Origin of the sequence: Streptomyces sp. NBC_00582, from assembly GCF_036345155.1 — a bacterium.
Classification (GTDB): domain Bacteria; phylum Actinomycetota; class Actinomycetes; order Streptomycetales; family Streptomycetaceae; genus Streptomyces.
In genome coordinates this window covers 9,202,129-9,215,775 of the sequence record NZ_CP107772.1, presented here as the reverse complement: position 1 = coordinate 9,215,775, position 13,647 = coordinate 9,202,129, and the positions used below count along the sequence as shown (strand labels likewise).

The window sequence follows — 13,647 nt, the reverse complement described above, 5'->3', positions numbered from 1 at the left end:
CTATCTGGATCTTTCATGTCATTTCAGACATTCGGGCATGGGTGGTGGCGCCTCCCGCGTGACGGGGCCCGCCCGCCTCACGCGCCCTCGAGCGCGCACTCCGCCCAGATGACCTTGCCCTCCGGGAGATACCGCGTGCCCCAGGTCCGGGAGAGCTGGGCGACGAGGAAGAGGCCGCGTCCCCCCTCGTCGGTGCTGGCCGCCCGGCGCAGATGCGGGGCCGTGTTGCTGCGGTCGGAGACCTCGCAGATCAGGGAGCGGGAGCGGTCGTGCAGCAGCCGCACCCGGACCGGGCCGGTGCCGTGGCGGATGGCGTTGGTGACCAGTTCGCTCAGGATCAGCTCGGCGGCGAAGGCGGCCTCGTCGAGCCCCCAGTCGGCCAGTTGCCGGAGGGCACCGGCACGGACCTCCCCGACGCGGGCGGGGTCGGCGGGCAGCTCCCAGGTGGCGATCCGGCCGGGGTCCAGGGCATGGGTGCGGGCGACGAGCAGGGCGATGTCGTCGCACGGGTGGGCGGGCGCCACCGCGTCCAGGATCGCGTCACAGGTGTCCTCGGGGGCCCGCTCCGGATGGTGGGCGAGGGCGCCGCGCAACTGGTCGAGGACCAGGTCGACGTCCCGGTGCCGGTCCTCGATCAGTCCGTCCGTGTACAGGATGAGCTGGCTGTCCTCGGGCAGGTCGATCTCGACGGCGTCGAAGGGCAGCCCCCCGAGGCCGAGCGGGGGCCCCGCGGGCAGGTCCGGATAGGTCACGCTGCCGTCGGGGCGCACCAGCGCGGGCGGCGGGTGTCCGGCGCGGGCCATCAGGCAGCGTTGCGAGGTCGGGTCGTAGACGGCGTACAGACAGGTCGCGCCGATGATGCCGGCGCCCTCGCCCTCGGGGTCCTCGCGGTCCAGGCGCCCCACCAGGTTGTCGAGGTGGACGAGGACCTCGTCCGGCGGGAAGTCGAGCTCGGCGAAGCTGCGGGCGGCGGTGCGCAGCCGGCCCATGGTGGCGGCGGAGAGCATGCCGTGGCCGACGACGTCGCCGACCAGGAGGCCGATCCGCGCACCCGACAGGGGGATCACGTCGTACCAGTCCCCGCCGACGTCGGCCTCGGCGGGCAGATAGCGGTGGGCGACCTCGACGGTCTCCTGGTCGGGCAGCCCGTGCGGGAGGAGTCGGCGCTGCAGGGCCAGGACCATGGCGCGCTCATGGGTGTAGCGCCGCGCGTTGTCCACGGAGAGGGCCGCGCGGGTCGCGAGTTCCTGGGCCAGCGAGCGGTCGTCGTCGCCGAAGGGGGCGGGTTCCTGGGCGCGGTAGAAGCTGACCACGCCGAGGACGACACCCCGCGCCACCAGGGGCACCGCTATCAGGGAGTGCACATGGGCGAGCAGGGTCGCGGTGTGCTCGGGGTCCTGGGCGAGCCAGCCGGCGGCGCTCGCCAGATCGGGTTCCAGCACCGCCTGTCCCCCGGTGAGCGAGCGCCGCTGGGGCGCGGTCGGGCCGAAGTCGGTGCGCTTGCCGACCGGGGTGAACGGCAGGTCGTCGCGGATGCCGTGGATCACGATCCGGCGCAGGTCGCCGACGGGGTCGGCGGACTCCTCGCCGCGCAGGACGGCGTCGGGCAGGTCGACGGTCACGTAGTCCGCGAGTCGGGGCACGGCCGTCTCGGCGAGTTCCTCGGCGGTACGGCGGACGTCCAGGGTGGTGCCGATGCGGGCGCTCGCCTCGGACAGCAGCTCCAGCCGGCGGCGCGCGGCCAGGGCGTATGCGCCGACCTGCGGCTCCCCCACCAGGACGAGCCCTCGGGCGGAGGGGGGCGGGCCGGGGGAACCGTTCGCGGCACCGCCGCCGGCCCCGTTGGTGACGTCGAGGGGGGCGACGTCGAGCGGGGGGGCACCGTCGCCCGAGCCATGACCCTCGCCCGTGTTCTCGCCCGCGCCGTCGTCAGCGTCCCGTGCCGCGTGGGTCCCGGCCCCGCCCGCCGGGGTGAGGGAGAGCCGGGCGAGGCGGGAGACGGTGGCGACGACGGCGGGCTCGACCGCGAAGCCCGGCGCCTGATCGTCGTCCCGTCCCGGAACGACCAGCAACTCCCGCGCGGACGCGCCGAGAGGCCCGAGAGGCTCACCGGCGGACGCGCCGAGAGGACCCAAGGGCTCACCGGCGGTGGAGGCGAGGGGGCCGAAAGGCTCCCCTGCGGTGGAGGCGAGCGGCTCCGGGGCGACCGAGCCGGGGAGAACGGCCTCGATGGCGACGCCCTCCACTCCCGAGGCGCTGCGCATCGGACGGCTCACGAGGGTCACCCGGCGCCCGTCGGGCAGCGGCACGTCCACGGCGGCCCGCTGGGCGCGCGAGATCAGCTCGGCCGCCTTCTCCATGAGGAGCTCCCGGTCGCCCGCGGTCAGCCGCAGAGCCGGCGCCGCCCCCTCGGCCGTGCCGGACGCGGCCCCGGCGGCCAGGTAGGCCCGCAGCAGGGCGCGCTCCCGCGCGGAACTCTGCCCCAGCAGCCGCTGCTCCATGGCGCGGGCCGCCTTGCGGATCACGGTGGCGAGCGCCGGGGTCTCGAAGCCGCGCGGGTAGCCGAAGCACAGGACGCCCTCGATGCCGCCGCTGAGCGGGTCGCGCACCGGCAGCGCCACACAGGCGTTCGCCTGGGAACGCTCCGCGAAGTGCTCGGCGCCGTAGACCCGGATGAGCCGGCGTTCGGCCAGGGCGAGACCGATGCCGTTGGTGCCGGCGACCTGCTCGGCGAAGACGAAGCCCGGGACGCGCTGGATCGCCGGAAGGGTGCGGGCGAGGGAGGCCTCGCCGAAGCGGCGCAGCAGCACCGTCCCGTTCGCGTCGGCGACCGAGATGTTGATCGTGCTGCCGGCGAACAGGGACTCCAGCCGGTCGAGCACCGGCACCGCGGCGCGGACGATACGGCCGTCCGCCTCGAAGTCCTCGCGGAAGGGGAGGTCGAACTGGTCGGGTGAGAGCCCCAGGACCCGGCAGCGCTGCCAGGAGTCCAGGATCGAGGGCCGTACGCCCCGGTCGACCGGCTCTCCCTGCAGGAAGCGCTCACGAAAACGCGTGGGCCCCGTGCCGTCCGCCGCACGCCCGACCGCCGGTTGTTCTCCTCCGGATCGAAACACGCCTCGCCTCACTCGCGCCCGCGCTCACTCACCCTGCGACTCGCTCGCCTTTCGGTAAAGAATCCGACATTGAAGAGCATACGGACATACACGGCGTGCGTCATGGGCCGCCCGGACTCCGGCGGCCGCTCGTCACAGGACGGCGACCGGGGTGACGGGTGAGCCGGTCCCGCCGGGGACGTTCAGCGGCGCCACGACGAGCAGGAACGCGTACCGGCCCGCCTCGGCCGTCGCCGCGGACAGGGCTTCGAGGTCCAGGTTGTCCAGCAGCGGAACCCCCATCGCGGTCACGGCCAGGACGTGCACGGGCGAGTGCACCCCGTCCACCGGCGAGGGCCGTACATCGCTGTCGCCGTCGCCGCCGAGCAGCGCGACACCCCGCTCGGCCAGCAGCGGTACGGCGTCCACGTGGAAGCCCGCGCTCAGCGCACCGGAGTCCCAGGCACCGCGTTCCGTGCGGCGGCGGGCGTGTCCCGTGCGCAGGAGCACCGCGTCGCCCTCGCCGATCGTCACCCCGTGCGCCCGCTCGGCGGCGACGACGTCCCGCGCCCGGACCGCTTCGCCGGGCTCCAGCCACGGCACCCCGCGCACGGCCGGGAGATCGAGCAGGACACCCCTCGTCACCAGGGGCCCCAGCTCCGACACCGCGCCGAAGCGGGCCCCGCCGGCGCCGACGGCCTCGCGTGCCGTACGGCCGCCGTAGAGCCGGCCCCGGTAGGCGATGTGGGAGAGCGCGTCGAGGTGGGTGACTCCCCTGCCGTGGTAGTCGGCGGCGATGAAGTCCTTGTGGGCGGCCGGTTCGGGGCTCTCCACATCGCCCAGATCGGTCATGTGGTGCAGGGCGGGCCGGGGGTTGTCGGGGTCGGGCCGGGTGTTCCAGGGAAGGGCCAGGGGGACGACCGTCCCGGAGCGGGCCTCGGCCAGGGCCCGTCGCACATGGTCCGCGGTCACCCGGTTCCAGGCGCCGCGGTCGGCCCGGTCCCAGGCGCCCCAGGTGCGCACCGCCTCGAAGACCGCGTCGAACTCCGAGCGGGAGACGGCCTGCCCGTTGCCCGACATGGATCCAGTCTGGCATCCGGTGGACGGGCACGCAGAGCGACCGTCGAGGCCACGGTGGACGACGACGTCCGGCGCAACGCCACGGTGGACGACGTCCGGCGCAACGCCACGGTGGACGACGTCCGGCGCAACGCCACGGTGGACGACGTCCGGCGCAACGCGACAGTGGACGACGACGTCCGGCGCAACGCGACGGCGCGCAGGACCCGCACCGCCGGACACGTCTCCTGCCTCGCCCGCACCGCGGCGCCCTGCTCGCCCTGAAGGCGGCGAGCGCCACCCGGACGTGATCGTGAGGCTGGGGCATCAGGGGTAGGCGGCGAACCCTCTCCGGCGAAGGCCCGCCCCGGATCGGGCCCTCCCCGCCTCGTTCAGCGCGGCCGGACTCTGCCCCTGGTTCAGCAGACCCCTAACCCAGAAAGCTCAAGCGCACCTGACGGTTGGCGTTGTCCTTGTTGGTGTCCACCAGGCACACCGACTGCCAGGTGCCCAGTTCCAGCCTGCCCGCCAGGACCGGCAGGGTCGCGTGGGGCGGGACGATGGCCGGGAGGACGTGGTCGCGGCCGTGGCCGGGGCTGCCGTGGCGGTGCTGCCAGCGGTTGTCGGCGGGAAGGAGGGTGTGCAGGGTGGCGAGCAGGTCGTCGTCGCTGCCGGAGCCCGTCTCGATGACGGCGATCCCTGCGGTGGCGTGCGGGACGAAGATGTTCAGCAGGCCGTCGCGGTCGCCGGCCGCCTCCCGCACGAAGGCCTCGCATTCTTCGGTGAGATCGACGACCCGCTCCCGGGTACCGGAGGCGACGTGCAGGACTCGTGTGGTGAACGCGTCTGACATACCCCCATCCTGGCCGATGGGCCGCCCAGGGGAAGATCCGCCAGGCCGGGACTGTTGGTAGAAGCGTGAACGACATCCGTGAGGTCGAGGTGGTGGTGACAGGCGCCGGCCAGGCGGGACTGGCCGGCGCCTACCATCTGCGGCGCACCGGATTCGTGCCGGAGCGCGACTTCGTGGTGCTCGACCACGCGCCCGGTCCCGGCGGCGCCTGGCAGTTCCGGTGGCCCTCCCTGACGTACGGCAAGGTCCACGGGATGCACGCGCTGCCCGGTATGGAGCTGACGGGGGCCGATCCGGCGCGGGCGTCGTCCCAGGTGATCTCCGCGTACTTCGACGCCTACGAGCAGACCTTCGACCTGCGGGTACGGCGGCCGGTGGACGTACGGGCCGTGCGCGAGGGGTCCGGCGGGCGGCTGCTCGTCGAGACTTCCGACGGCACCTGGTCGACACGGGCCCTGATCAACGCGACCGGCACCTGGGACCGGCCGTTCTGGCCGCGCTACCCCGGGCAGGAGACGTTCCGCGGACGGCAGGTGCACACCGCGCGGTATCCGGGGCCCGAGGCGTTCGCCGGACAGCGGGTGGTCGTGGTCGGCGGCGGGGCGTCCGGCACCCAGCATCTGCTGGAGATCGCGCCGTACGCCGCCGCCACGACCTGGGTGACCCGGCGGCCGCCGGTGTTCCGCGAGGGCCCGTTCGACGAGGAGGCGGGCCGCGCGGCCGTCGCGCTCGTGGAGGAGCGGGTGCGGCAGGGGCTGCCGCCGAAGAGCGTGGTGTCGGTGACGGGGCTGCCGTTGAACGACGCGATCCGGCGTGGGCTGGCGGACGGGGTCCTCGACCGGCTGCCGATGTTCGACCGGATCACTCCGCGGGGCGTGGAGTGGGACGACGGGCGTCGGGTCGACGCGGACGTCCTCCTCTGGGCGACGGGGTTCCGGGCCGCGATCGACCATCTCGCGCCGCTGCGACTGCGGGGACCGGGCGGCGGCATCCGGGTCGAGGGCACGCGGGTGGTGGCCGATCCGCGGATCCATCTCGTCGGCTACGGTCCGTCGGCCAGCACGATCGGCGCCAACCGGGCGGGCCGGGCGGCCGTGCGGGACATCCGACGGCTGCTGACCGGGGGCGTCGACGCACTCGTGGGCGACTCCGGGCGGCCGCCGACCGGGAGCGCCGGCGCGCCCGAGCGGGAGCCGGCCGCCGCCTGACGTCCCGTCGCGTCATCGGGCCGCCTTCGCCGAGGGGCTCTTCTGGTTCCGGTTGAACTCGGCGACGTTGCGCTGATGCTCCTGGTAGTTCGCGGTGAAACGGGTGTCGCCCGGCTTGACCGTGACGAAGTACAGCCAGTTGCCCGGGGTGGGGTGGAGGGCGGCCCGCATCGCCTCCTCGCCGGGGTTGTCGATCGGCGTCGGCGGCAGGCCCATGCGCTGGTACGAGTTGTAGGGGCTCTCGATCCGGGTGTCGCTCTCGGCGGTCCGCACGGTGGAGCGGTTCAGTGCGTAGTTGAGGGTGGAGTCCATCTGCAGGGGCATGCCGCGCTCCAGCCGGTTGAAGACGACCCGGGCCACCTTCCCCATGTCCGCCTTGGTGGCGGCCTCCGCCTGGACGAGACTGGCGATGGTGACCGCCTGGTAGACGTTCATCGCGTTGCGCTGGGCGCCCGCGGTGACCGGTGCCCCGTTGAACCTCTTGTTCGCCGTGTCGACCATGAAGGCGAGCAGCGAGCGGGGGGTCGTCGTCCGGTCCAGCGGATACGTCGCCGGGAAGAGGTAGCCCTCGGGGTTGCCGTCGGCGTCCTCCGGCAGCTTCAGACCGGCCTGGGGCAGCGTCTTCCTGGTGGTGCCGGCGGGCAGGGCGAGGACCTTGTCGACCGCCTCGTAGACCTGGCTCGCCCGCCAGCCCTCCGGGACGACCAGCGCGGTGGGCTTCTTCGGTGCCTTCGGCGCCTTGTGCTCCGTGCTCAGCAGCGGCACCGCCACGGCGGTACCGGCCACGACGGCTCCGGCCGCGACGAGGGCGAGACGGCCCCGGCGCGTCAGTCGAATCGTGCTCCGTGGCGGAGTGTTCATCTGCATGCGGGCACGGTAACCCTCATATCGTCATAAACTCCGCATAACCGGTCATGGGCTTACCTGTTGTCATCTTGTCGGCTCCAGGCTGGCGTCCCGTCGCACCAGGGCCGCGTAGCGCCCGTCCTGCTCCAACAGCTCCTCGTGCGTACCCCGTTCGGCCAGCCGGCCGGCGTCGAGGACCACGATCTGGTCGGCGTCGCGAACGGTGGACAGCCGGTGGGCGATGGTGAGGGTGGTGCGGTCGGCGGAGAGCGCGTCGATGGCCTCCTGCACGGCGTGCTCGGTGCGGTTGTCCAGGGCGCTGGTCGCCTCGTCGAGGATCAGCACCGGAGGGTCGCGCAGGATGGTGCGGGCGATCGCCAGGCGCTGCTTCTCACCGCCGGAGAAGCGGTGACCGCGCTCTCCGACGACCGTGTCGTACCCGTCGGGCAGGCCGGCTATGTGGTCATGGATCTGCGCCGCCCTCGCGGCCGCGTGGAGCTCCTCGTCGGTGGCGTCCGGCTTCGCGAAGCGCAGGTTGTCGGCGACCGTCGCGTGGAAGAGGTACGTCTCCTGCGAGACGACGCCGACCGCGCGCGCGAGGGTGTCGAAGTCGAGGTCGCGGACGTCGACGCCGTCGAGGGTGACCCGGCCGCCGGTGACGTCGTAGAGGCGCGGCACCAGGTAGCCCAGGGTGGACTTGCCGGCGCCGGTCGGGCCGACGATCGCGAGGCTGCCGCCCGCCGGGACGGTGACGTCGATGCCGTCGAGGACGGGCCCGCCCTTGTCGTCGTAGGCGAACGCGACGCCCTCGAAGCGGACCTCGCCCTTGATCTGGTCGAGATGGACCGGGTCGGTGCGCTCGGTGATGTCGATCGGCAGGTCGAGGTACTCGAAGATGCGCTGGAAGAGCGCGAGGGAGGTCTGGATCTGCACGCCGGTGGCGAGCAGGCTGACGGCGGGGCGGAACAGTCCCTGCTGGAGGGAGACGAAGGCGACGATCGTCCCGAGGGAGACGTCCGGGCCACCGAGCTGGAGGGCCATGCCCGCCGTCCAGTAGATGACCGCCGGCATGGCGGCCATGACGATGGTGATCACGGCCATCCGCCAGCGGCCGGCCATGTTGGACTTCACTTCCAGGTCGACCAGCTGCTCGGACTCCTCGGCGAAGGAGCGGGTCAGCGAGTCGGCGCGGCCCATGGTCCGGCCGAGCAGGATGCCGCTGACCGAGAGCGACTCCGTGACCGTGGCGGCCATGGCGGCCATCTGTTTCTGGCGCTGGGTGGTGATCTTCTTGCGTTCGTTGCCGACGCGGCGGCTGATCCACACGAAGACCGGCAGCAGGAGCAGGGAGACGACCGTCAGCCGCCAGTCGAGGGCGATCATCGCGATGATCGTGGCGACCACGCTGGTGAAGTTGGAGACCAGGGAGGTGGCCGTGGAGGTGACGGTGGCCTGCATGCCGCCGATGTCGTTGGCGATGCGGGACTGCACCTCGCCGGTACGCGTACGCGTGAAGAAGGCGAGGGACATGCGCTGCAGCCGGCCGTAGACAGCGGTGCGCAGGTCGTGCATGACGCGCTGGCCGACGGTCGTGGAGATCAGGGTCTGCAGGACGCCGAAGACGCTGCTGAGCACGGCGCTGAGGATCATCCCGAGCGCGAGCAGGCTCAGCAGGCCGGTACGGCCCTCGGGGATGGCGACGTCGAGGGTCTCCTTCAGCAGGAAGGGCGTGGCGACCGAGACCAGCGACGAGGCGCCGACGAGGACGCCGACGACGGCGAGCCGGCCGCGGTAGGGACGGAAGAGGCCGAGGATGCGGCGGACCTGCCGGGGCCGGTCCTCGGCGTCGTCGGACGAGATCCAGGAGTCTGGTGTGTCGGGGTGCATGGGCTCCTACGGGAGGTGAGCGGGCGGAAACGAGCTGACCATAGCTCATTGTTACCTATACTCACAATGAACGGCATCCTGATATTGTTCCCGCATGACCACCCCCGATTCCGACAGCGCGCTCGCCGAGCAACTGCTGCGGTTCACCCGCCGTGTGCACCGGATCCAGAAGCGGCACATCGAGCAGTGCGGCCTCGGTGTCACGCCGGCGCAGTCCCGTCTGCTGCGCACCCTGGCGTGCTACAGCTCACCACCGCGCATGGCCGACCTCGCCGAGCGTCTGGAGGTGGTCCCGCGCGCGGTGACGACGCTGGTCGACGGGCTGGAGGCGGGCGGCAAGGTGCGCAGGGTGCCGGATCCCACGAATCGCCGGGTGATCCGGATCGAGCTCACGGACGACGGCCGGGAGGCCCTGCGCAAGCTGCGGGCCGCGCGGCGGTCGGCGGCGGAGGAGCTTCTCGCTCCGCTGTCCGGGGGGCAGCGGGAGGTGCTGGGCGGGTTGCTGGACACGTTGGTGGACGGGGTCCCGGAGGGACGCTGCGGTTAGGAGCACAGCGGTGCGTGGGCGGCTGTGGGTGCGTAGGGGTTGATCGCACAGTTCCCCGCGCCCCGGTGCGCCGAGCCGGCGCTTCAGGGGCGCGGGGAACTGCGCGACCGGCCACGAACCACCCGCGGCCGCCCACGCACCTCACCACGCGAGCTACGGGGCGACAGGCGCCGTCTCCTCCGGTACCGGGGTCTCCTCCCCCTCTGCCACGCCCTCCCCGCTCAGCACCCTCTTCGCCCGGTCCAGATCCAGCGCCCCCTCCCAGCGGGACACCGCGAAGACCGCGACACAGTTGCCGAGGAGGTTGGTCACGACCCGCATCGAGTCCATGATCCGGTCGACGCCGAGCAGAAGGGCGACCGCGCCGGCGGGTATGGCCCCGAGGGAAGACGCGGTCGCGGACAGGGCGAGGAAGGCCGAGCCGGGGATGCCCGCCATGCCCTTGCTGGTCAGCATCAGCACCAGGACCACGGTGATCTGCTGCCCCGGAGTCAGGTCGACGCCCACGGCCTGCGCGATGAACAGCGTGCCGATGGACAGGTACAGCGAGGCGCCGTCGAGGTTGAAGGAGTAGCCCGTGGGCAGCACCAGGCCCACGGCGTCGTCACGCGCCCCCGCCCTGCGCAGCTTCTGCATCACCCGCGGCATCACGGCCTCGGTCGAGGCGGTGCCCAGGGCGAGCAGCATCTCCTCACGGATGTAGCGCAGGAACTTCCACAGGCTGAGCCCGGTCACCAGCCGCAGGGCCACGGCCAGCAGCGCGATGAAGAACGCGGCGGCCGTGTAGCACAGGATGATCAGTTTGGCGTAGGTCTCGATGACCCCGAGCCCGTAGTTGCCGATGAGGACGGCCATCGCGCCGAACACCGCGATCGGCGCCAGCCGCATGACGAAGCCGACGATCGCGAAGATGACCTCCTGGGCCTGCTCGATCGCGGGCAGCACCCTCGTGTGCCCGAGGTGCAGCAGCGCGGCACCCACCAGACAGGCCAGGATCAGCACCTGGAGCAGGGAGTTCTCGGCGAAGGCGCCGATGAAACTGGTGGGCAGCGCGTTCACGACGAACTCGGTCGTCGAGGGCAGCGAACCGCCGCCCGTCTTCGCGTCGACCGCCGCGGTGTCCAGGGTGGCCGGGTCGACGTTCATCCCCGCGCCGGGCTGGACGACGTTGGCGGCGAGCAGCCCGATGACCAGGGCGAGCGTGCTGGCGACCTCGAACCAGATCAGGGCCTTGAGCCCGATCCGGCCGAACGCCTTGAGATCACCCGCCTTGGCGATGCCGACGACGACCACGCAGAACACCAGCGGCGAGATGATCGTCTTGATGAGCCGGGTGAAACCGTCGCCGAGCGGCTGAAGGTCCGTGGCCACTCCGGGCCACAGCTTCCCGACGACGATGCCGAGCACGAGCGCGCAGGCGACCTGCGCGAAGAGCGAGGTACGCAGGATGCGTGCGACGCGTCGCGGCAGGGAGGGGACGGACGGCGGCACGGGCACTCCTTGTGGGGGACGAAGGCATCGGTGGGGGACGACGGCATCGCAGAAACCCCTGGAACCACAGGACTTCTGCGATGTGGAAAACAGCTTCCGTTGCGATCACTGTGCGGGTGCCGTTGATCGCGCAGAAGACCGCTGTGTTTCGTCCGTGTAAATCCCGTCACGCGTGACGCGTCGCACTCCCGCCGGCTCAGCAGCCTTCGCGATCCTCCGTCACCATGCCCTGGACCGTGGTGAGTCGGCGGTCGTGGCAGCGGTCCGAGCCGTGGAGCCGGTAGTGCTCGCTCGTCGTGCCGACCGCGTGGCGCTGGTCGCGGGGCACCCCGACGGTGTACGTCGCATCACCCGCGTAGGTGTCGTCGAGCCGCGACCACCGGGTGCGCCGGCCGTTCCGGGTCGTCACGGCGTCGGCCCGGTCGCCGAGCGTCAGCACGGTCCGCAGCCGGTCGTCCGCGCCGAGGGTGGTCGTACCGTTCATCGTGTAGGCGCGGTGCGTGCGGCTGGTGACGGTCCGTCCGCGGCCGTCGACCGTGACGCTCTCGTCGTCCGTCCAGGTGGCGTCGAGGCCGTCGACGGTCTCGCCGTCGGTCCACCGGTGCGCGGAGGTGGTGGCCAGGGTTCGGGTGACAGTGGTGCGCACGCGGCCGTGCGAGGTGTCGAGGAAGCCGGCGACGGTCAGCCGGTGCCCGCCCTCGGTGTCGAGGCGGTGTTCCGTACCGGGCGTGTAGGCGGTCGAGTCGCGGAGGTCGCCCGCGTCGGCGCGGAGCAGCTTCCCGGGTACGACGGCCCTGCCGTGGTCCTGCCAGACCAGTACGTTGACCGGCGTGCTCCAGCCGCTCTGCCCCTCGGGGACGCCGACGACCGACACCTCGACGCGGTGCGGGCGCCCGTCGTTGAGGAGGCCGGCGAAGGGGGTGAGGTCGTACGTGATCGGCTTGATGTCGAAGGCGCGGGGACCCGGGATCACATACCAGAGGAAGGGATTGGACCAGCCGCCGGTCCACACCGTCGGGAACGGGTTGGCGATTCCGGCCAGGTGACCGTCGACCCTGATCTGCACCTCGCGGTACGGGCCGTCGTCCGCGTGACACGAATACGGCGCCTGCGCGGGCACCGTCAGATACCAGTACTCCTCGCACCCTCCGCCGGAGCCGGTGGCGTACACCTCGGCCACGACGCGTTCGCTGTTGCGGGGCGTGGTGAGGGTCGCGCCGTCGGCCAGAGTGAGGACGCGGTCGGGGGTCGCCGCCGGTTTCCCGGCGTAGAAGGTCAGGGTGACCTTGACGTCGATCACGCCGGTGTAGGTGTCGTCGACGACGTTCCCGATGAGCATCTCGACGTCCTGGCTGCCGCGAAGGGTGTCGCTGTAGCGGGTGACGTCCTTCTCCACGGACCACTGGATGCCGTCGGGCGAGGGCTCCGGCGTCGACGTGCGGAAGATCTCGACGCCGCCGACCCGCAGATAGCCCAGCCGGTCGAACTGACGTCCCTTCACCTTGCCGTCGAGGCGCAGCACCACCGTGCTCCAGCGGTCGCCGCAGCCGTCCGGCGGTGTGTAGGCGCCGCGGTACGGGGTGAAGTCACGGAACTGCGCCTCGGCGACGGTGACGCGACAGGACTTGCCGGAGGGCTTGTCCACGGGCGGCGCCGCGGTCACCGGATCGTGCCAGTCGGTGCCGAACTCGGCGGGAATGTCGGCCGATCGGGCCGGAGCCGCCCCGAGAAGCGTGCTCGCCAGAAGGGTCACCCCGGCGAGCATGGACATGATTAACCGTCTCTTCATGGCCGGTGTTCTACGGCGACTCGGCCCGTGCCCGCAATGACGCCTCCCCCGCCTGCCTCAGGGCCGCTACGCCTTCAGCGCGTCCCGGTCCCCCATCACCACCACGGGGTCGTGCTCCGGGTCGAGCGTGAGCAGCAGAAACTCCATCGCCTCCTTGGACAGGCTGACGCAGGCGGACGTCCCGTCGCCGTGATCCAGGTGCAGCCAGATCCCACCGCCCTTCTCCTCGCCCCAGGGCTGCTCGCCGTCGTCGGGCGGGGTGCCCGGGACACGGTTGTAGTCGATGGCGATGACGTAGTCGAAGTCGTGCCAGTGCGACGCGTCCCACCGGCGCGGCGCCGCATAGTCCTCCGAGCGGGTGTACGGCAGTCTGGTCCCGGGATCGTCCAGGACGCCGCCCGCGGCGGTGAGCGTGAAGACCCCCACGGGGCTGCGGTTGTCCCCGAGGCGATGGTCGGGGGTCCAGCCCTTCTTGCCGTTGTGCGCGGGCCAGCGGCGCACACGCTCCCAGACCGGTCCCCGTCGCGTGTACAGCACGGCGGTGGACTCGGCGGAGTCCGCTCCGTCGCCGTACACCGCCAGAACCTGTCGGGAAGTGGCCGGAATTCGGCGGTGCAGCCGGTCACCGATGTCCGGGATACGGGTCGGCGCGGCGGCGCGCGAAGCGGCGGCACCCGGCGCCGGCGCACGCGAGAGGGCGGTGGGCGACCCGACCGCGCTCCCCTCGGCTCCCGCCGCCCCGCTGCCGCCGCCTCGTCCCGCGTCCGGGCCGACGCACGCGGACAGGGCCGCGAGAAGGAGGACTCCGGCCACCGTCGCGGTCGCCCTGGACCGCACACCGCCATGTCGCATCCGCCCATGCTCGCACCACT

The 13,647-nt window shown here is 72.3% G+C and carries 11 protein-coding genes; 3 read left to right on the top strand and 8 right to left on the bottom strand.

What is annotated here, in order from left to right:
* Positions 1 to 77 precede the first annotated feature (77 nt).
* Both OG852_RS41730 and OG852_RS41725 read right to left on the bottom strand, forming a co-directional pair.
* Positions 78 to 3,116, bottom strand: coding sequence for a SpoIIE family protein phosphatase (locus tag OG852_RS41730; protein WP_208117169.1), 3,039 nt, complete (start codon positions 3,114 to 3,116; stop codon positions 78 to 80).
* A gap of 132 nt (positions 3,117 to 3,248) precedes the next feature.
* On the bottom strand, positions 3,249 to 4,175 hold the full coding sequence (locus tag OG852_RS41725; RefSeq protein WP_133912953.1) for a cyclase family protein: 927 nt from the start codon (positions 4,173 to 4,175) through the stop codon (positions 3,249 to 3,251).
* 54 nt (positions 4,176 to 4,229) lie between these two features.
* On the opposite strand from OG852_RS41725, the gene OG852_RS41720 reads away from it, so the two are divergent.
* On the top strand, positions 4,230 to 4,439 hold the full coding sequence (locus OG852_RS41720; RefSeq protein ID WP_133912952.1) for a hypothetical protein: 210 nt from the start codon (positions 4,230 to 4,232) through the stop codon (positions 4,437 to 4,439).
* A gap of 145 nt (positions 4,440 to 4,584) precedes the next feature.
* Here the strand turns inward: OG852_RS41720 and OG852_RS41715 are convergent, their stop codons facing one another.
* Positions 4,585 to 5,007 (bottom strand): secondary thiamine-phosphate synthase enzyme YjbQ, encoded by a 423-nt coding sequence (locus OG852_RS41715; RefSeq protein WP_133912951.1) that lies wholly within the window; start codon positions 5,005 to 5,007, stop codon positions 4,585 to 4,587.
* 65 nt (positions 5,008 to 5,072) lie between these two features.
* Here OG852_RS41715 and OG852_RS41710 point away from each other — a divergent pair, with 65 nt between their 5' ends.
* Entirely contained in the window at positions 5,073 to 6,215 is a 1,143-nt protein-coding gene (locus OG852_RS41710; protein WP_133912950.1) for an NAD(P)-binding domain-containing protein, read from the top strand.
* Between the two features lie 12 nt (positions 6,216 to 6,227).
* On the opposite strand, the gene mltG is transcribed toward OG852_RS41710, so the two are convergent.
* A complete protein-coding gene (gene mltG / locus OG852_RS41705) occupies positions 6,228 to 7,082 on the bottom strand; it encodes an endolytic transglycosylase MltG (protein WP_330350594.1) in 855 nt (284 codons plus the stop codon).
* A 63-nt stretch (positions 7,083 to 7,145) separates the two neighbouring features.
* A complete protein-coding gene (locus OG852_RS41700) occupies positions 7,146 to 8,948 on the bottom strand; it encodes an ABC transporter ATP-binding protein (protein ID WP_133912948.1) in 1,803 nt (600 codons plus the stop codon).
* A gap of 94 nt (positions 8,949 to 9,042) precedes the next feature.
* Here OG852_RS41700 and OG852_RS41695 point away from each other — a divergent pair, with 94 nt between their 5' ends.
* Complete coding sequence (locus OG852_RS41695; protein ID WP_133912947.1) at positions 9,043 to 9,495, top strand: MarR family winged helix-turn-helix transcriptional regulator; 453 nt, start codon at positions 9,043 to 9,045, stop codon at positions 9,493 to 9,495.
* 153 nt (positions 9,496 to 9,648) lie between these two features.
* Here the strand turns inward: OG852_RS41695 and OG852_RS41690 are convergent, their stop codons facing one another.
* From OG852_RS41690 to OG852_RS41680, 3 genes are all read right to left on the bottom strand, one after another.
* The gene (locus tag OG852_RS41690; protein WP_330350593.1) at positions 9,649 to 10,986 is read right to left on the bottom strand and encodes a cation:dicarboxylate symporter family transporter; all 1,338 of its coding nucleotides are present in this window, start codon (positions 10,984 to 10,986) and stop codon (positions 9,649 to 9,651) included.
* A 196-nt stretch (positions 10,987 to 11,182) separates the two neighbouring features.
* The gene (locus OG852_RS41685; RefSeq protein WP_330350592.1) at positions 11,183 to 12,775 is read right to left on the bottom strand and encodes a peptide-N4-asparagine amidase; all 1,593 of its coding nucleotides are present in this window, start codon (positions 12,773 to 12,775) and stop codon (positions 11,183 to 11,185) included.
* 66 nt (positions 12,776 to 12,841) lie between these two features.
* A complete protein-coding gene (locus OG852_RS41680; RefSeq protein WP_330350591.1) occupies positions 12,842 to 13,627 on the bottom strand; it encodes a L,D-transpeptidase family protein in 786 nt (261 codons plus the stop codon).
* Between the last annotated feature and the right edge of the window lie 20 nt (positions 13,628 to 13,647).